Raw genomic sequence first — 18,053 nt, forward strand, 5'->3', positions numbered from 1 at the left:
AGGGCCCCTGAGGGCCCGACACGCAAAGCGTTAATGAGGTTGAACAAAACCGGCTTTTACCATCTCCTCTCTGAAGGCACTGGCGATAATCCGGTTACCGCCAGTGACGGGGTAAATCACATTGTTTACCACGTCGTCGAGATAATGCTCATTAAATTCCTGAAGGGTTAGCTGCGACCCACCCTCATCGTTAATGGCAATGGAACCTTTAATGTGGTCGCCGGTATAGTTTGCTTTCAGGCTGTAGCGACCCAGACTGCTGTTAATAGTGCTCATAAGATCTCCTTGTTAACCGTCATGGATACGTCATAGCAAGTGAGTCCATAGCAAATGACACCCCTTAGTCTAGCCAGTCCGGGTGGATCTATCTAAGAATTGTCTGTAAAGAAAGTGCAGATCGTGACCCCTGTCGCGAAAAAATCAGCACCATACGCTTTCAGGGTAAATGGATTTAACTTACTGAAAAATAGAGAATTTTTAGAATAAATTACAGGCACGGAGCGGCTGTGTTCAGTGAGGGATGATTTTCAACGGGTTAAGCATAATAAACATTCTTCTTCTATACTGGGGCCACTATGTCGTTTTTTATTGTGGCTTAAGGAAATGGAATGAAAATTATTCTCTGGATTATTGCAATTATCTTTATCGTAGGCTTACTGACTCTCACCGGCGTCTTTAAAGTTCTGTTCTGATTTACCTTCAGGTGGCAGGCTTATTTTTTGTACTGTCACCTTATTCTTCATAGCGGCATGCGTAATAAAAAACAGATCTCTCACAGAGAGAGGATTGTTGCAGGTTGCGCAGCGTGCACCATGATGTTCACCAAAGCGATCGCCTTTTGTGGTAAAGATAATTTTATGCGATCCGCATTGGCAGCAACAAAACCTCATGCTTAATACCTCCCTGTGACAAGTTTCCTGAGATTTTATCAAAAATATCGCCCTCAATGATAAATTCTATTAATTAATAAATTTGCGTGATATTCACCTGCAACAAGCTGATTTCAAAGGATAGCATTAGGTAATAAGCGGGTTTGTTAGTACGACGACGATTAGAGATTTTTCTTATGACTTAACTAAAAATGACACTATTTTATGCGGTAAATCGGTGTAGTCTCTGCTGAGACTCAGGTATTTTGCCGGGGAAATGAAATAAAGAATAATTAAGGCAGGCCATCATTAACCCTGTCTCCTGCTGCTTCATCTTGTTGCTAAACTGCTTTTTTACGCGCCATTCAGGATACGTTTAATCCACCAGCGTAAAATATCTCCTTTAACGACGTAACAACGCTACGAAAGGACTTCTTGCTGTTAAACAACGTCTTTCTAACACTTTGTAGAACGGTAGATATCCTGTGAAATTCATCCAATATTCTCTTCTGTTTCTTACCTTTGCCAGCTGTGGTTTTGCCAACAGCGCCCAGGCGGTAACTGTTGCCACAGCAGTTGCAAATACCTGGCAGGCCTTTAGCGATAACGTCAGCGAGACCTGGCATAATCCGGAGAGCTACGATCTTTACGTACCGGCAATTACCTGGCACAACCGGCTGACCTATGACAGCAAGAAAACGGACAAATACAACGAGCGTCCCTGGGGAGCAGGCGGTGGCATTTCGCATTATGATGAGAAAGGAAACTGGAACGGTCTCTATTTGATGGCCTTTAAGGACTCTTATAATAAGTGGGAACCCATCGGCGGATATGGCTGGGAAAAGAGCTGGCGACCGCTCAGTGACCCGGATTTTCGCCTTGGCCTGGGCTATACGGCGGGGGTAACGGCACGTAATAACTGGAAGTATATCCCGGTGCCTGTACTCCTGCCCCTTGCATCAATCGGTTATCGCAAGGCGACGTTCCAGATGACTTATATTCCAGGGACTTACAACAACGGCAACGTCTATTTTGCCTGGTTTCGCTGGCAGTTTTAGCTGCGGGAAAGACGGTAAAATAGTAGCGTATCGGCAAAAAAGTCGATATTTATCACTTTTTCGACAGACGCTACTGGACAAAAGCCTCGGCAATTGCTGTACTAACTGCCGACACAGTTTAGTGTCCATTTTTCATGTAAAGGTAATATAGATGTCTAAGATTAAAGGTAGCGTTAAGTGGTTTAATGAGTCCAAGGGATTCGGTTTCATTACTCCTGAAGATGGTAGCAAAGATGTATTCGTACACTTCTCTGCCATCCAGAGCAACGGTTTCAAAACTCTGGCTGAAGGTCAGCGCGTAGAGTTCGAAATCACCAACGGCGCCAAAGGCCCATCTGCTGCTAACGTTGCCGCTATTTAAGTTATCAGACAGAATTCTAAAAACCCGCCGAATGGCGGGTTTTTTTTTGCCTTTTTCCGCCCGCCCGCTTCCGGAGAAGTGGCCGTCAGTTAGTGGCAAAAAAACTGCGTTAACCAAAGCGTCACAGCCAGCAGACTGATCGTTACGGCTAAAGCTTCACTCACTGTTTTCGGTATCAGATGCATGACGTTATCTCATTGGCTCAGTTAACCAAAGAGTGTGGCGAAATATTATTAAGGAAACATTAATGCAGTGACAGCAGGCGTTAATAACGCTCCACCGCGGAACGCCGCGTTTTCACTCATCATTGTCACACTATCCTGTACTTAAACACTTGCTAATCCTGCCACGCAAGCTATATAGATAGGCGAAAGAGCCCCGGCGTGGCTGGCTCATCTGGAGAATGCGTGATGAAGATCCGACTTGCGGAAGCGGAAGACAGTTTTGCCCTGAGCGCCCTGTTAACGGAGCTGGGGTATGATAATACTCAAACCTTTATCGAACGCCGACTGGCTCAGCTGATGGATGATCAGACTGAAGAGCTGCTGGTGGCCGTTCACGGCAACACAGTGCTGGGTTTCCTCTCTTTACACTTTATTCCGCAACTGGCGCTGGCGGGGGATTTTGCACGCGTCAGCTACTTCTGCATAGCAGAAGGAGAGCGAAGCAAAGGGGCAGGGCAACAGCTTTTAAAGCATGCTGAAAACCTGGCTAAGCAGCGCGGCTGCGACAGAATGGAAGTGCACTGCCATGAGCACCGCATTAAAGCCAACGCCTTCTATGCCCGTGAAGGCTACAGCGAATCACCCCGCTACATCATTAAAGATCTGAGAGCGTAGACCGCGCCTCGTGTCCGCAGGCTAATAGCAGCGCTTCGGCAATGCTCTCAACCTGTTCACTGGCGAGCATGGCGATACTCACCCGGATAAATTGCCCCCCACCGCTGCGGCAACGTTCTCCCGGCAGGACGGCAATTCCTCTTGCTGCCAGGGTAATCATCGCAAATTGTTCTGATACCACCGGGATGTAAATGCTCAGCCCGTCGCGCTCAGAGAGCAACAGCCCACGTTTGGCAAGTGCATCCAGCAGCAGACGACGGCGTTGGGCATAGACACGCTTCGCCTGCTGAATCTGCTGCTGGGTTGCGGGATCGGTCAGCATCCAGGCTACGGCCTGCTGCAGGATACGACTTGTCCAGCTGGCACCAAAATTGCGCCAGGATTGTATGCGCTTGATCAGCGGCAGAGGCCCCGACAGGACTGCAAGCCTGAGATCGGGGCCGTAGGCTTTAGAGTAGGAGTGCACATGGAGCGTACGCTCGGGGAAATAGCGTCCCAGACTCCAGACCGGGTGCGCTGAAAGTTCGCCAATCCCATCATCTTCCACAATCAGCGTCCGTCTGCCGGTCAGCACTTTGGCCAGCTCTTCACTGCGGGCTTTACTCACGTTATGGCCAGTAGCGGAATGCGTCGATGGCTGATAAATCAGCGCCGTGGCGCCTTTGTTCAGTAGCAGTTCGAGCGCCCCGGGCAGCGGCCCCTGCTCATCGCAGGCCAGCGGCATAATCTCGGCTCCCACGTTATCCAGCATATCCAGCAAACGGGTAGCGGTGGGATCCTCAATAATGACCTTCTCTCCGGGCGAAAACAGCGTCTGCATAATGCAGTTCATCGCATCAAAACCCCCATCCGTAGCGAGCCAGGCTTCAGCAGAGTAGGGCCAGCCTGGCTTTACCGCCTCCAGCAGAGGTTGCGATATCGGGTCGCGCTGATAGCTGTTGAGCTGCGGGCACTGCACCCCTTGCTGCATCGCCTGATGCAGATCCGGCAGCAGAGCAGGATCGGGAGAGGCCATAGCTAAATCGGCACGGATATTATCGCCATAGTTACCGATCTTCTCGAAACGGACCGGTCTGGGCGTAACGTTGTCGCCACAAACCCAAACGCCGCTGCGGCCTTTCCCGGCGATCACTTTTTGCTTTTTCAGCTGTCCCCAGGCGGCTGATACCGTTGCCGGGCTGATCCCTAAAGCTTCTGCCAAATCACGTACTGAAGGGAGATGCGTCCCGACAGGGATCTGCCCTTCACGGATCAATCCTGCAGTCACGCCTGCAATACCTTTTACAGAGGCGTCAGTCAGACGTTCAGCAAACCACTGCAGATCCAGCGTCGAGGTCATAAGAAATCCATTTGTTCAGTAACAAAGAAATTATTGTACAGCTATTATTATCGATCTAGTATCGAATTCAAGCAGGTTTTGCATACATTTTATGCGCCCCGTTCCGGCGCGCAGTTCCGGGCAAAGAGAGAGAAGAATGATCACCATCAGACTGGCTGTACGAGACTGGGATTACTTCACGCCGCTGGCACTTGGCGATATCAAACCGCAGGGGTTTGCCCTGGAGATTGATCGCGTAGGCACACTGGTCGACCTGGCCGCAAGCAGCGACTATGACGCAGCCGAGATCTCATTCAGCCGCTATGCGCAGGGCCGGGCGAAAGGAGAAACGGCTCTGCTGGCGCTGCCTCATTTCCTGATGCGTGGGTTCCGCCAGCGCTGCATTATCACCAGCGAAGATAACCCGATCGTTACGCTGGACCAGCTGAAGGGAAAAAAAGTGGGGGTGACGGGCTGGCAGGACTCCGGCAATACCTGGACACGCGCGCTGCTCCGTGAAGCTGGGGTCAATGTTGATGATGCGTACTGGTATGCCGGACGGCTGACTGCCGATCATCCAATTGTGGATCGTCTGAGTGGGTTTGGTCGCCCTGGCCGTATTGAAGCCGCGCCGGGAGAACACCCCCTGATTGACCTGTTGCGTGCGGGTGAACTGGACGCGGTTTTCACTCCCTTTATGCCTCAGGGCTTTTTCCTTAAGGGGTCTGGTCTGCGTCAGTTGCAAACCGATTTCCGTCAGGCTGAGCTGGAGTACTTCAACCGCGTGGGCTATATCCCCGGCCACCACCTGCTGGCGTTCAAATCTTCCTTTACAGAAGCACACCCGGAACTTCCACAGCAGCTTAGCGAGCTGATTGAGCAGTCGGCAAAAATGTGGAATGACAAACGCGAGAAATATGCCGACACCACACCCTGGCTGCTGGATGATTTGCGACGTACCGCGCAGGATTTACCCGCGGACTGGAATGCAAACGGTTTTGACGCTAACAAGAAGATGATTGCCGATTTTGGTAAAGAACTTTTTGCGCAGGGTATTACTTCTCAATGTCTCACGCCTGAGGATCTGTTTCCGGCCGTGAAGAAAGGAGCATAACGATGAAAGTTGCATTAGGACAGTTCGCGGTGAGCCGCGAGTGGCAGGAAAATGCCGTTACCTGTACCGGCCTGATGGCTCAGGCTTTAGCGGGCGGCGCGGATTTACTGGTGCTGCCGGAAGGAGTGCTGGCACGTGATATCGCCGATCCGGATCTGGTGCTGAAAGCCGCCCAGCCGCTGGATGGCCCTTTCCTGACGGAGGTCTATGCCGCCAGCCGTGGGAATAATTTAACCACCATGATGACCGTACATGTTCCCACCGAAGATGGCCGGGCGCTGAATGTGCTTATCGCCATTCGCAACGGGGAAATAGTGGCCCGCTACGACAAACTGCATCTTTATGATGCCTTTGCGATGCAGGAATCACGCAACGTCACGCCGGGCAATGACGTTCCGCCACTGGTTGAGGTCGCCGGGATGAAAGTTGGCCTGATGACCTGTTACGACGTGCGTTTTCCTGAGCAGGCCAGGCGCCTGGTGCTGGACGGTGCCGATCTGCTGGTATTGCCTGCTGCCTGGGTCAAAGGCCCGCTGAAAGAGATGCACTGGGAAGTGCTGGTCACCGCCCGTGCGCTGGAAAATACCTGTTATCTGGTGGCAGTAGGCGAATGCGGTCCACGCAATATCGGCAACAGCATGGTGGTCGATCCGCTTGGCGTGGCCATTGCCAAAGCGGCTGAAGCCCCGGCGTTGCTCTTTGCTGAGTTGGACCCGGCCCGGATTGCCCATGCGCGAAACGTTCTGCCGGTACTGGAAAATCGCCGTTTTGCACGTCCTGAACTGAAATAATAATGACAACATCGGGGAAGATGATAATGAAAAAAATCGCCACCGCCATTGCACTGGTTCTGGGCGTGACTACCGGACTGGCCCAGGCTGCAGACGCCATTCCCGTGCAGAAAGTTAATCAGGCCCTGCATGACCGTTTGCCAGCGGAGATTAAATCTGCGGGGAAAATGACCTCCGTTAATAACGGCTCTTTCCCACCTTATGAGATTGTAGAAGGGCCAACCTCTATGAGCGGGGCGTCTGCCGATTTGACCGGGGCGCTGGCGCAGCTGTTAGGGATTAAAATTGAGCATGCCACGGTGAGCGGCCTTTCCGGCGTGCTGGCCGGCATTAAATCTGGCCGCTATCAGCTGGCGATTGGTCCGATAGGGGATTACCCGGATCGGCAGGCGAAAAATGACTTTATCGATTTCGTGCAGGAGTTTGTGGTGTTTGCCGTGCAGAAAGGCAATCCCTCCAACATAAACGGACTGGATGATACCTGTGGCAAGCGTATTGCCGTTATGGCCGCCGGCTCTGCTGAACAGGTGATCCGCAAACAGTCTCAAGCCTGTACCGATGCCGGAAAACCGGCGGTCACCGTGCAGTCGTTCACCGACCAGCCCTCATCAATTCTGGCGGTGCGCTCCAAACGCTCGGACGCTTTCTTCTCTTCACAGGCACCGCTGGTTTATTTTGTCGATCAGTCTCACGGCCAGCTTGAACTGACTGGCCTGGGCAAGAAAAACGGTTTTGGCGATATCTTCCAGGGAACCGTGGTACCCAAGGATTCAGAGCTGGGTAAAGTGGTGCTGGATGGCTATAAGGAGCTGTTCGCTAACGGCACTTACGCCGCCATCATGAAGAAATGGAAGCTGGACGGCAATAAAATCGCGGAGCCGGGGGTTAATCTGGCGAAAGGGGCAGCGAAATGACAAAAAGTACCACTGATTCACGAGCCAGGGAGAGGGCAGAGGTGCAGCAGCGTGACGTGGCTTCTGCCCGCAGCGCACCGCGTTATGGACGCCTGGTTTCATGGATTGTGGTACTGGTGATTGCCGCCAACCTGAGCTGGCTGGTGGCCACCAATCCCAATTTTGAGTGGCATGTGGTGCTGGAATGGTTTACGGAAGGATCGGTGCTGAAGGGGTTGCAGGTCACGCTCGGTCTGACGGTAGTCTCGATGATCCTCGGCACGCTTTTGGGATTGCTGCTGGCCGTGGCTCGTCTGTCAGATAATCGTTTATTGCGGGGGCTTTCGGGTCTCTATATCTGGTTTTTCCGCGGCACGCCGCTGCTGGTACAGCTGATTTTTTGGTACAACATGTCTACGTTGTTTCCCAACATCACGCTTGGCATCCCGTTCGGTGGCCCGCTCTTCGCCAGCTGGAATACTAATGATCTGATCACGCCATTAACGGCCGCTATTGCCGGGCTGGCGCTGAATGAAGCGGCCTATATGGCGGAGATTATCCGCGCCGGATTGCAATCGGTAGATAGCGGCCAGGTGGAGACGACTCAGGCCTTCGGCATGAGCCGCGCCCGTGCGCTGCGCCGCATCATTATTCCACAGGCGATGCGTTCAATTATTCCGCCGACGGGTAATCAGCTTATCAGCATGATCAAAGCGACCTCGCTGGTAAGTGTTATCGCCATGGGCGATCTGCTCTACTCGGTGCAGTCCATCTATAACCGCACTTTTGAGGTGATCCCCATGCTGATGGTGGCGGTAATCTGGTATCTGTTTATCACCTCTATTCTCAATGTAGGGCAGTCTGCTATAGAACGTTACTACTCACGCGGCGTGCGGCGAACCGTCACTGTTGCCAGGCGCCGCGCGCCGCCCGACAGTAAAACGACGCCAATAATTAATCGCCCGCTGGTTCGTAAGGAGGATCTATGAGTAGTGTTCAGCCTCTGGTTCGGGCACGTAACGTGCAGAAGAGTTACGGCGATAATGAAGTATTGAAGGGGATCGATCTTGATGTGATGCCGGGTGAGGTAGTGGTGATCCTTGGCCCTTCCGGCTCGGGTAAATCAACCTTTCTGCGCTGCATTAACCATCTGGAAGATATGAATGCGGGTTCCATCATGGTGGGCGAGCAGCAGATTGGCTACGAGCTGAAAAGGGGACTTTTGCAGCGCCTGTCGGCACGTAAAATAGCCCGCCAGCGCCAGGAAATCGGCATGGTATTTCAGCAGTTCAACCTCTACCCCCATATGACCGTGCTGCAAAACATTATTGAAGCGCCGATTGGGGTACATAAAGAGTCGCGTGAAGCGGCTACGCGCCACGCCACGGAGCTGCTGGCAACGGTAGGGCTTAGCGACAAAGCGGATGCCTGGCCTCGCCATCTTTCCGGCGGGCAGCAGCAGCGTGTTGCTATTGCGCGCGCACTTGCTATTCGTCCCCGGCTGATGCTGTTTGATGAGCCAACCTCAGCGCTGGATCCAGAGCTGGTGGGCGAAGTGTTGGCAACGATGCGCACGCTGGCGGATCAGGGGTTAACCATGGTGGTGGTGACGCATGAAATAGGCTTTGCCCGTGAGGCCGCTGACCGCGTGGTCTTTATGGATGGGGGTGTGGTGGTAGAGCAGGGGCCGCCGGATGAGGTGCTGGTAAACCCTCAGCACCCTCGTTTCCAGGCTTTTCTGAGCCGCTTTATCTGATATTAACCCGGCCTGAGCGTACTCTGTTACAGATTGCGGTTGTAAACATCCGCAATCTGCGCGTTAATATTCATTACGTCATTGACCCTGTTTCTGGTCAGGTTAAATAAGAAGGTAAGTATGGAAGGTATCAGTATTGCAAAACTGCTGATTATTGGTGCTCTGATCGTATTGCTGTTCGGAACCAATAAGTTACGTTCTCTCGGTGGCGATCTGGGATCGGCGATCAAAGGCTTTAAAAAGGCTATGAGTGACGACGACACTGCCGCCAAAAAAGCACCGGTTGCTGAAGAAACACCTGCCGCGCAGGTCGTTCATAAAGAGTAATTGCCAGCAGGTGAATAAAAAAACGGATGACCTGGTCATCCGTTTTTTGTTTGTAATGAAAAGTGTAAAGGAGTGTGACCGGCGTTAGCGCTCCAGCGGCACTATTTCACTTCCAGTCCTTTTGCCTGCATGTCTGCATGATAGGAAGAACGGACAAACGGGCCGCAGGCCGCATGGGTGAAGCCCATATCCATCGCCGCTTCTTTCATCTCATCAAATTCTGCCGGGCTGACGTAGCGTTGCACCGGAAGGTGATGGCGGCTTGGCTGCAAATACTGGCCCAGCGTCAGCATGGTCACGCCGTGGCGGCGCAGATCGCGCATCACTTCCACGATTTCAGCGTTAGTTTCACCTAACCCTACCATCAGACCCGATTTCGTCGGCACTTCCGGGTGCGCTTCTTTAAAGCGTTCCAGCAGTTTTAATGACCACTCATAGTTGGCGCCAGGGCGAACCTGACGGTAGACACGCGGCACGTTCTCCAGATTATGGTTGAAGACATCCGGCGGCGTAGCGTTGAGGATCTCCAGCGCGCGATCCATACGACCACGGAAATCGGGAACCAGCGTCTCAATTTTGATGGTGGGGCTTTTTTCACGGATGGCGGTGATGCAGTCTGCAAAGTGCTGAGCTCCCCCGTCGCGCAAATCATCACGGTCAACGGAAGTGATCACCACATAGCGCAGGGCCATATCGGCGATAGTCTGAGCCAGCTTAAGCGGCTCATTACCATCTGGCGCTACCGGACGACCGTGCGCCACATCGCAGAAAGGACAGCGACGGGTGCAGATAGCCCCAAGGATCATAAAGGTCGCGGTGCCGTGGTTAAAACATTCTGCAAGGTTAGGGCAGGAAGCCTCTTCACAGACGGAGTGCAGGCCATTTTTACGCATGGCGGCTTTAATACCCTGAATGCGGCTGGAATCCGCAGGGAGTTTGATTTTCATCCACTCTGGCTTACGTAAAATCTCCGTGCGCTCGGTCACCACGGTTTTTACCGGGATCAGGGCCATTTTGTCTGCGTCACGGTATTTAACACCGCGTTCCATCTGAATGGGTTTACTCATAATCTTGCAAGTTCCAGGTTGGCGAGCGCATAAAACTCAAGGAGTTGTGCTTGTTTTCAACTTTTCTGATAAAAGCGCAAAAATTATATCATCCTGACGACGCAGTTTCAGCCAGCCAGGGCGATAAAATGTGACGGAATTGTAAATCCGCACGCAAGGTTACTTTTCCGCCAGGGCTTCTGCCGTTTCCCAGCTTACTGCGGTAATGCCCAATATTCTGGCAAAATGGCCGATCAGCTGCGGCTGGACATCGGCAAGCGTAACGCCCGGCTTCAGCGCGCTGAGCTGCGTCATCTCCATACCGGCATAGCCACAGGGATTGATACGTAAAAACGGGGTCAGATCCATATCGACATTCAGAGCCAGACCATGAAAAGAGCAGCCGTTACGGATGCGCAGTCCCAGTGAACAGATCTTTTTATCCTGCACATAGACGCCCGGCGCATCGGCTTTTGCCGCAGCCTGAATACCAAAGTGTCCCAGCGTGGCGATAACCGTCTCTTCAAGGGCAGTGACCAACTGCCGAACCCCAATTTTCCGGCGTTTGAGATTTATCAGAACGTACATCACCTGCTGACCCGGACCATGATAGGTTACCTGTCCGCCCCGGTCGCTCTGCATCACCGGGATCTCCCCCGGCCCCAGCAAATGTTCCGCTTTCCCGGCCTGACCCTGAGTAAATACCGGCAGATGTTCCACCAGCCAGATTTCGTCAGCAGAGGTTTCTCCGCGCTGGTCAGTGAAGTCATGCATAGCCTGAGAGATGGGTGCCCAGGGCTGTAAACCCAGCTGGCGGATAATTAAGGTGTTCTGAGACAAAACGCGTCGTCCGGTTGGAAACAGAAAGGGGAGTATAACGCTGACAAAGAGCAAACCCACGCTCTTTGTCAGTTAAGGCTACAGAACCATACGGACAATTTCGATTTTGCCCAGCTCATCATAGAGCGTTTCCACTTGTTCAATGTGGGTCGCGGTAATGGTGATGGAGACAGAATGGTAATTGCCTTTGCTGCTTGGCTTGACGTCCGGAGAGTAGTCGCCCGGCGCATGGCGCTGAACCACTTCAACTACCTGATCAACCAGCTCCGGCTGCGCCAGACCCATTACTTTGTAGGTAAAGGGGGTTGGAAATTCCAGCAGTTCTTTAAGATTGGTTTTCATAATGGCTCCGGTAACGCTAAAACAAAGACTCCCGACGCTGCGGGAGTCTGGTGATACCTCAAATATGGGGTGCATTCATGCCGAAATCAAGAGGCAGTTCAGAACCCAGGGCTTAAGAGCCAGTGAAACTTAGCCAAACCAGTGATGGAACATCAGCTTAATGTAGTCGACGATGCGGCCAAAGAAACCGCCCTCTGGCATTTCGTTCAGCACTACCAGCGGATGCTGTTCAATGGTCTTGCCATCAAGCTGGAAATTAATGGTTCCTACTACCTGGTTTTTCGCCAGCGGCGCATGCAGTTCTGTATTGCTCAGCGTGTAGCTCGCCTTCAGATCTTTCATACGGCCACGGGGAATGGTCAGATAAACGTCTTTTTCCACGCCCAACTGGACGCGATCGTTGTTACCAAACCAGACCGGCTCAGAAGCGAACTCTTTACCCGCTTTCAGTGGTGCGACGGTTTCAAAGAAACGGAAGCCCCAGGTCAGCAGTTTTTTACTTTCGGTTTCGCGACCTTTATAGGTGTGCCCACCCATTACGGCGGAGATCAAACGCATCTGGCCTTCGGTTGCGGAAGCGACCAGGTTGTAGCCTGCGGCTTCAGTATGACCGGTTTTAATGCCATCAACGTGCAGGCTGGTATCCCACAACAGGCCGTTACGGTTCATCTGACGAATATTGTTAAAGGTGAACTCTTTCTCTTTATAAACGGCGTATTCGTCCGGCACATCGCGGACCAGCGCGCGGCCAATCAGCGCCATATCACGCGCGGAGCTGTACTGTCCCTCCGCGTCCAGGCCATGCACGGTCTGGAAATGGGTATTTTGCAGGCCCAGCGCTTTGACATAGTTGTTCATCAGACCAACAAACGCGTCCTGGCTGCCAGCAACATAATCGGCCATGGCCACACAGGCGTCGTTGCCAGATTGCAGCACGATACCGCGCGTCAGTTCAGAAACAGGAACACGATCGCCAGGCTTCAGGAACATCAGAGAAGAACCCTTAAACACCGGGTTGCCGGTAGCCCAGGCATCTTTGCCCACGGTTACCACATCATCCTGCTTGATTTTTCCAGCTTTCACCGCCTGTCCAATGACATAGCTGGTCATCATTTTTGTCAGGCTGGCAGGATCGCGACGGGCATCCGCATTTTTTTCTGCCAGCACTTTGCCTGAATTAGCATCGATGAGCACGTACGCTTCTGCATCAATATCCGGCACGCCTGGGATCATCGTTTTAATATTCACGTCGTCGGCGTGGGCGAAGGCGGTCAGACTGAGGGCAATCAGCGTACCTGCCGTCAGGCGTTTGATCAGGGGAGAGGTCAGATTGTTCATGTTAAGGACTACAACATCCATCGGCTAAGTTAAAAAAGTGACTCACTATAGCAAAAGCAGTCCTGCCCGGCATCCGTCTTTACCTGCGAAAATTCACAGGATTTACGGGCAACGCATGCCGGAACAGTATTACATTTTGTCAGGTGCGACCGTGATAAAAGAGGATTGCTGCGCTTCACTGGTCAGACGTTGCTGTAGGGCAGCAGCCTGCTGACGAGAGGTGAAACGGCCAAGCTGAACCCGATACACGTTCCCGCTACTTGCAACCGTGCCCGGCACGCCAAACTGCTTGCTTAGCGTATTCATCCATTGCTTGGCGCGAACCGGATCGCTCAGCGCGCCAACCTGAACCACATAGGTTCCGGCTGTAGTGGAAGAGCCGTTTGCAGCCGCAGAAGCGGGGGCAGCGGCAACTGCAGAAGGCGGGCTGCTGGCGGTGGATGCCGCCGCCGCTGCTGCTACGGGCACGGCAGGTTCACTGCCTTCCAGCACGCCGGAGCGAAGTGGCTGAGCGGCACCTAAAAAGCCGCTGCTGCGCACAGGCGCGCCCAGACCATCGCTGTTCAGGGTGGCATTATCAATTGCATGGGTCTCTGCCGGCTGGCTGGCAACCGGTTCAGCAGGGGCGCTGTTAGCGGCACCATCACCCATTATGGTCATGCCGCCCCCAATATCAGGGCGAGGCGGCAGGGCGTAACTCTGTTTCGCCACCGTCGTGCCAATTGTGCCGGGGCCAGAGAGAGAGCCATCCGGCGCGACCTTGATATAGTCCACTTTCACCCGGGTATTATTGGAGATATTCAGGCGGTCGCCTGCCGCGCGGGAGAGATCGATAATGCGTCCCGGCGTGTAAGGACCACGATCATTTACCCGCACCACAATTTGCCGACCATTGGCGAGGTTGGTGACGCGCACGTAAGCGGGCAATGGCAGGGTGGGGTGCGCGGCCGTCAGCGCGTCAGGGTCATACTGTTCGCCAGTCGCCGTGCGATTGCTGCCCGCTTCTTCTCCATACCAGCTTGCCAGCCCGGTTTCGCTAAAATTAGCCGGATCTTTAATGATACGGTAAGTCTTGCCGTTCACCGTATAGTCCTGGCTGGTGCCGGGATTCTGTGGCTCATAACGCGGCTCCACGCCACCAATCTCCACCACCGGGCCATTATAGGCCGGTTGCTGTGGCACGGGTGCCTGTTGTTCGGTAGTGGTACAGGCAGCCAGCAGTGCCGATGCCAGAGCAATCCAAAGCCAATCCTTACGCATGTTTACGCCTCTTAAACGCTTTTCGACAACAGTTTTCGGTGGGTGTGAATAGACATAATGATGCCAAATCCGGCCATCAGGACTATCAGAGCCGAGCCGCCATAGCTGACCAGCGGCAGCGGAACCCCTACTACCGGCAGAATGCCACTTACCATACCAATATTAACGAAAACATACACAAAGAAGATCAGCATCAGGCCACCGGCCATAACGCGACCAAAGGTGGTTTGCGCACGGGCGGCCATCATCAGGCCCCGCATAATCACCAGAATATAGAGCACCAGTAGTACCAGTACGCCGACTAATCCCAACTCTTCAGCCAGTACCGCAAAAATAAAGTCGGTGTGACGCTCGGGAAGAAACTCCAGCTGAGACTGGGTGCCATGCAGCCATCCTTTACCCCGCAGTCCGCCCGAGCCGATAGCAATTTTAGACTGGATAATGTGGTAGCCCGCGCCCAGCGGATCGCTTTCAGGATCGAGCAGCATCATCACGCGGTCGCGCTGGTAATCATGCATCAGGAAGAACCAGAGGATCGGCACGAAGGCGGCGACCATCAGCACGGCAACGCCTATCAGCTTCCAGCTCATACCGGAGAGGAACAGCACAAACAGGCCGGAGGCGGCAATCAGGATAGAGGTTCCCAGGTCTGGCTGCGCCGCAACCAGCAGCGTCGGCATAAAGATCAGCACCAGGGCAATTGCAGTGTTTTTCAGCGTTGGCGGACAGACATCACGGTTGATAAATCGCGCCACCATTAATGGCACCGCAATTTTGGCAATCTCCGAGGGCTGGAAGCGGACAACGCCCAGGTCGAGCCAGCGCTGCGCCCCCTTACTGATATGGCCGAAGGCATCCACGGCAATCAGCAGGATCACACAGAGGATATAGAGATAGGGCGCCCAGCCTTCATAAACGCGAGGCGGGATCTGCGCCATCACCAGCATGATAACGATACCCATCGCAATCTGCCCGATTTTGCGCTCCATCATGCCAGGGTCCTGGCCACTGGCGCTCCAGATAACCAGCGCGCTGTAGACCAGCAGGGCAAAAATCAGAATAAAGAAGGTGGGATCAACGTGGATCCGCGTCCAGATGGTGCGTTTTTGGTGACGATCGTTCACGACTATTCACCCTCATAACCTGACGGCACAGGCGCGGCGTCAGGCAGGTTGGTATTGTTATCCCCAAGCATAATATGGTCGAGGATCTGACGCATGATGGTGCCGACGGCCGGACCAGCGCCGCCGTTTTCCAGAATCATGGTGACAGCCACGCGAGGCTTGTCATAAGGCGCAAAGGCGGTCATTAACTTGTGATCCCGCAGATGTTCAGCGATTTTATGCGCATTGTAGGTCTCGTTGGCTTTCAGGCCGTAAACCTGTGCCGTACCGGATTTGGCGGCAATTTTGTAGGGCGCGTCGGAGAAGCTTTTCCTCGCCGTACCGTTAGGGCGGTTTGCCACGCCATACATGCCATCTTTAGCGATCTCCCAGAAGCCGGAATGAATATCCGCAATCGGCGGGTTCTCTGGTTGACGGTAGGGCACGCGAACATTGTTCACGGTGCTGGACTGCATCAGGTGCGGCGTTTTTACCACGCCGTCATTAATCAGCGTCATCATCGCTTTGTTCATCTGTACCGGCGTAGCCGTCCAGTAGCCCTGCCCGATACCCACCGGTATGGTGTCACCCTGATACCAGGGTTTTTTAAAGCGCTTCATTTTCCATTCACGGGTTGGCATATTGCCCGGCGTCTCTTCCACCAGGTCAATGCCCGACAGATGGCCATAGCCGAACTTGTTCATCCATTCGCCCAGGCGGTCGATGCCCATGTCATAGGCGACCTGATAGAAAAAGGTGTCCGCAGACTCTTCCAGCGATTTAGTGACGTTCAGGCGGCCATGGCCCCAGTGCTTCCAGTCGCGAAAGCGCTTTTCAGAACCTGGCAGTTGCCACCAACCCGGATCGAACAGGCTGGTATTTTTATTAATGACCCCAGCCGTCAGGGCAGAGACGGCAATGTAAGGCTTAACCGTCGAGGCGGGAGGGTAGGCGCCCTGTGTGGCACGGTTTATTAACGGACGGTTCGGATCGTTCAGCAGCATATTGTAATCTTTGCTGCTGATACCATCGACGAACAGATTGGGGTCATAGCTGGGCATCGACACCATTGCCAGAATATCGCCGTTGCGCGGGTCGGTAACCACCACCGCAGCGCGGCTGCCCGCCAGCAGCGTTTCAATATATTGCTGCAGCTTGAGGTCGATGGTCAGATAGATGTCCTGACCAGCCTGTGGAGACTGTTCATGCAGTTGACGGATCACGCGGCCACGGTTGTTGACCTCAACTTCTTCGTACCCGGTTTTGCCATGCAGCATATCTTCGTAATAGCGCTCGATGCCCAGCTTGCCAATATCATGGGTTGCCGCATAGTTGGGCCATTTCCCCTCTTTATCGAGGCGTTCTACGTCACGATCGTTGATTTTAGAAACGTAGCCCAGCACGTGCGTCAGCGCAGAGTTATAGGGATAGTAGCGGCGTTGATAGCCTTTGACTTCCACGCCGGGGAAAGCATATTGATTAACCGCGAAACGGGCGACCTGCACATCGTTCAGGCCGGTCTTAACGGGAATAGAGGTAAAGCGGCGCGAGCGTTTACGCTCTTTTTCAAAGGCGACAAGGTCTTCATCACTTAAATCGACAATGGGGCGCAGCGCCTGCAGGGTTTGTTCCAGGTTATCGACTTTTTCCGGCACCAGCTCAATCTGGTAAATGGTTCTGTTAAGAGCCAGCGGAAGACCGTTACGATCAAAAATAATGCCGCGGCTGGGCGCAACGGGCACCAGTTTTATGCGGTTTTCATTAGAACGGGTGCTGTAATCGGTGTAGCGAACGATCTGCAGGTGATAGAGATTAACCACCAGGATACCGGAAAGCACAATTATGCCAAAAAAAGCGATCAGCGCACGGCGAACAAAGAGTGTCTGTTCGGCGGTGTAGTCACGAAAAGAGTTACGTTGTAATTTCATCCGCTGCTTTTGTGTATCCGGTTGATCTTATTGCCTATTCCCGATGATAAGGATGATTTGCCGTAATGCTCCATGCGCGATACAGGCTCTCCGCAACCAACACGCGAACCAGCGGATGGGGCAGGGTCAGCGAGGAGAGAGACCAGCTCTGCTCGGCTGCCGCCTTACAGGCGGGTGAAAGCCCTTCCGGCCCACCAATCAGCAGGCTGACGTCGCGGCCATCCTGCTTCCAGCGTTCAAGCTGGGTGGCAAGCTGCGGCGTTTCCCAGGGCTGACCCGGAATATCCAGCGTAACGATACGATTGCCTTTGCCGGTTGCGGCCAGCATCAGCTCGCCCTCTTTTTCAAGAATGCGTTTGATATCGGCATTTTTGCCACGCTTGCCCGCAGGAACCTCCGTCAGTTCCAGCGGCATATCTTTAGGAAAGCGACGCAGGTATTCGAGAAATCCGGTTTGCACCCAATCCGGCATTTTGGTGCCGACGGCGACCAGCTGCAATTTCACCGCTTAGCTCCAGAGCTTTTCGAGTTCGTAGAGTTCGCGGCTCTCTTCCTGCATCACGTGGACAATCACATCGCCCAGATCCACAACCACCCAGTCTGCGGTCGCTTTGCCGGAGATGCCTGACGGCTTCATTCCTGCTGCACGGGTTTCCTGTACCACGTGATCGGCTATCGATGCTACGTGACGCGTTGAAGTACCGGTGCAGATAATCATGCAGTCGGTAATACTGGATTTGCCCTGAACATCGACAGCAACAATATCCTGGCCTTTTAAATCGTCGATTTTATCAATGACGAAGTCTTGGAGTGCTTGACCTTGCAAAAGGTTCCCCCTTGGGTTTTAGTCGGAGCGGTTATCGTTCACCT

At 53.4% G+C, this 18,053-nt stretch carries 20 protein-coding genes; 9 read left to right on the top strand and 11 right to left on the bottom strand.

Annotated elements, in window-relative coordinates; all coding sequences use genetic code 11:
* Positions 1 to 30: 30 nt before the first annotated feature.
* Positions 31 to 276 (bottom strand): hypothetical protein, encoded by a 246-nt coding sequence (locus SD961_RS09285; RefSeq protein WP_318790089.1) that lies wholly within the window; start codon positions 274 to 276, stop codon positions 31 to 33.
* Positions 277 to 1,354: 1,078 nt separating this feature from the next.
* Here SD961_RS09285 and pagP point away from each other — a divergent pair.
* From pagP to SD961_RS09300, 3 genes are all read left to right on the top strand, one after another.
* On the top strand, positions 1,355 to 1,927 hold the full coding sequence (gene pagP / locus SD961_RS09290) for a lipid IV(A) palmitoyltransferase PagP (protein WP_412916667.1): 573 nt from the start codon (positions 1,355 to 1,357) through the stop codon (positions 1,925 to 1,927).
* 151 nt (positions 1,928 to 2,078) lie between these two features.
* Positions 2,079 to 2,288: a transcription antiterminator/RNA stability regulator CspE gene (gene cspE, locus SD961_RS09295; RefSeq protein ID WP_004156612.1), complete on the top strand. Its 210-nt coding sequence runs from the start codon at positions 2,079 to 2,081 to the stop codon at positions 2,286 to 2,288.
* A gap of 410 nt (positions 2,289 to 2,698) precedes the next feature.
* Entirely contained in the window at positions 2,699 to 3,127 is a 429-nt protein-coding gene (locus SD961_RS09300) for a GNAT family N-acetyltransferase (RefSeq protein ID WP_318790090.1), read from the top strand.
* On the opposite strand, the gene SD961_RS09305 is transcribed toward SD961_RS09300, so the two are convergent.
* Positions 3,108 to 4,466, bottom strand: coding sequence for a PLP-dependent aminotransferase family protein (locus tag SD961_RS09305; protein WP_318790091.1), 1,359 nt, complete (start codon positions 4,464 to 4,466; stop codon positions 3,108 to 3,110). The genes SD961_RS09300 and SD961_RS09305 overlap by 20 nt on opposite strands.
* Before the next feature lie 136 nt (positions 4,467 to 4,602).
* On the opposite strand from SD961_RS09305, the gene SD961_RS09310 reads away from it, so the two are divergent.
* The 6 genes from SD961_RS09310 to tatE all read left to right on the top strand — a co-directional run bounded on the left by SD961_RS09310 (position 4,603) and on the right by tatE (position 9,326).
* Positions 4,603 to 5,559 carry a nitrate ABC transporter substrate-binding protein gene (locus tag SD961_RS09310; RefSeq protein ID WP_318790092.1) on the top strand — a complete coding sequence of 319 codons (957 nt, stop codon included), beginning with the start codon at positions 4,603 to 4,605 and terminating at the stop codon, positions 5,557 to 5,559.
* A 2-nt stretch (positions 5,560 to 5,561) separates the two neighbouring features.
* The gene (locus SD961_RS09315) at positions 5,562 to 6,350 is read left to right on the top strand and encodes a deaminated glutathione amidase (protein ID WP_318790093.1); all 789 of its coding nucleotides are present in this window, start codon (positions 5,562 to 5,564) and stop codon (positions 6,348 to 6,350) included.
* A 26-nt stretch (positions 6,351 to 6,376) separates the two neighbouring features.
* On the top strand, positions 6,377 to 7,264 hold the full coding sequence (locus SD961_RS09320; protein WP_318790094.1) for an ABC transporter substrate-binding protein: 888 nt from the start codon (positions 6,377 to 6,379) through the stop codon (positions 7,262 to 7,264).
* Positions 7,261 to 8,232 carry an amino acid ABC transporter permease gene (locus tag SD961_RS09325; protein WP_318790095.1) on the top strand — a complete coding sequence of 324 codons (972 nt, stop codon included), beginning with the start codon at positions 7,261 to 7,263 and terminating at the stop codon, positions 8,230 to 8,232. The genes SD961_RS09320 and SD961_RS09325 overlap by 4 nt, the downstream gene beginning before the upstream one ends.
* Positions 8,229 to 8,999 carry an amino acid ABC transporter ATP-binding protein gene (locus SD961_RS09330; protein WP_318790096.1) on the top strand — a complete coding sequence of 257 codons (771 nt, stop codon included), beginning with the start codon at positions 8,229 to 8,231 and terminating at the stop codon, positions 8,997 to 8,999. Before SD961_RS09325 ends, SD961_RS09330 begins: the two co-directional genes overlap by 4 nt.
* Before the next feature lie 120 nt (positions 9,000 to 9,119).
* Complete coding sequence (tatE, locus tag SD961_RS09335; RefSeq protein WP_318790097.1) at positions 9,120 to 9,326, top strand: twin-arginine translocase subunit TatE; 207 nt, start codon at positions 9,120 to 9,122, stop codon at positions 9,324 to 9,326.
* A gap of 101 nt (positions 9,327 to 9,427) precedes the next feature.
* On the opposite strand, the gene lipA is transcribed toward tatE, so the two are convergent.
* The 9 genes from lipA to rsfS form a co-directional block, all read right to left on the bottom strand.
* Positions 9,428 to 10,393, bottom strand: a complete 966-nt coding sequence (gene lipA / locus SD961_RS09340) for a lipoyl synthase (RefSeq protein WP_318790098.1) — start codon at positions 10,391 to 10,393, stop codon at positions 9,428 to 9,430.
* 159 nt (positions 10,394 to 10,552) lie between these two features.
* Positions 10,553 to 11,212, bottom strand: a complete 660-nt coding sequence (gene lipB, locus SD961_RS09345; protein ID WP_318790099.1) for a lipoyl(octanoyl) transferase LipB — start codon at positions 11,210 to 11,212, stop codon at positions 10,553 to 10,555.
* Between the two features lie 78 nt (positions 11,213 to 11,290).
* Positions 11,291 to 11,554 carry a DUF493 family protein YbeD gene (gene ybeD, locus SD961_RS09350; protein ID WP_013201269.1) on the bottom strand — a complete coding sequence of 88 codons (264 nt, stop codon included), beginning with the start codon at positions 11,552 to 11,554 and terminating at the stop codon, positions 11,291 to 11,293.
* Between the two features lie 129 nt (positions 11,555 to 11,683).
* The gene (gene dacA, locus SD961_RS09355; RefSeq protein ID WP_318790100.1) at positions 11,684 to 12,892 is read right to left on the bottom strand and encodes a D-alanyl-D-alanine carboxypeptidase DacA; all 1,209 of its coding nucleotides are present in this window, start codon (positions 12,890 to 12,892) and stop codon (positions 11,684 to 11,686) included.
* A gap of 129 nt (positions 12,893 to 13,021) precedes the next feature.
* Positions 13,022 to 14,152 carry an endolytic peptidoglycan transglycosylase RlpA gene (gene rlpA / locus SD961_RS09360; RefSeq protein ID WP_318790101.1) on the bottom strand — a complete coding sequence of 377 codons (1,131 nt, stop codon included), beginning with the start codon at positions 14,150 to 14,152 and terminating at the stop codon, positions 13,022 to 13,024.
* 11 nt (positions 14,153 to 14,163) lie between these two features.
* Positions 14,164 to 15,276, bottom strand: a complete 1,113-nt coding sequence (gene mrdB, locus SD961_RS09365; RefSeq protein ID WP_318790102.1) for a peptidoglycan glycosyltransferase MrdB — start codon at positions 15,274 to 15,276, stop codon at positions 14,164 to 14,166.
* Positions 15,277 to 15,278: 2 nt separating this feature from the next.
* Complete coding sequence (mrdA, locus tag SD961_RS09370) at positions 15,279 to 17,183, bottom strand: peptidoglycan DD-transpeptidase MrdA (RefSeq protein ID WP_318790103.1); 1,905 nt, start codon at positions 17,181 to 17,183, stop codon at positions 15,279 to 15,281.
* A gap of 34 nt (positions 17,184 to 17,217) precedes the next feature.
* Entirely contained in the window at positions 17,218 to 17,688 is a 471-nt protein-coding gene (gene rlmH, locus SD961_RS09375; RefSeq protein ID WP_318790104.1) for a 23S rRNA (pseudouridine(1915)-N(3))-methyltransferase RlmH, read from the bottom strand.
* Positions 17,689 to 17,691: 3 nt separating this feature from the next.
* The gene (gene rsfS, locus SD961_RS09380; RefSeq protein ID WP_318790105.1) at positions 17,692 to 18,009 is read right to left on the bottom strand and encodes a ribosome silencing factor; all 318 of its coding nucleotides are present in this window, start codon (positions 18,007 to 18,009) and stop codon (positions 17,692 to 17,694) included.
* Between the last annotated feature and the right edge of the window lie 44 nt (positions 18,010 to 18,053).

The sequence above is a fragment of the Erwinia sp. MMLR14_017 genome, from assembly GCF_033657285.1.
GTDB lineage: Bacteria > Pseudomonadota > Gammaproteobacteria > Enterobacterales > Enterobacteriaceae > Erwinia.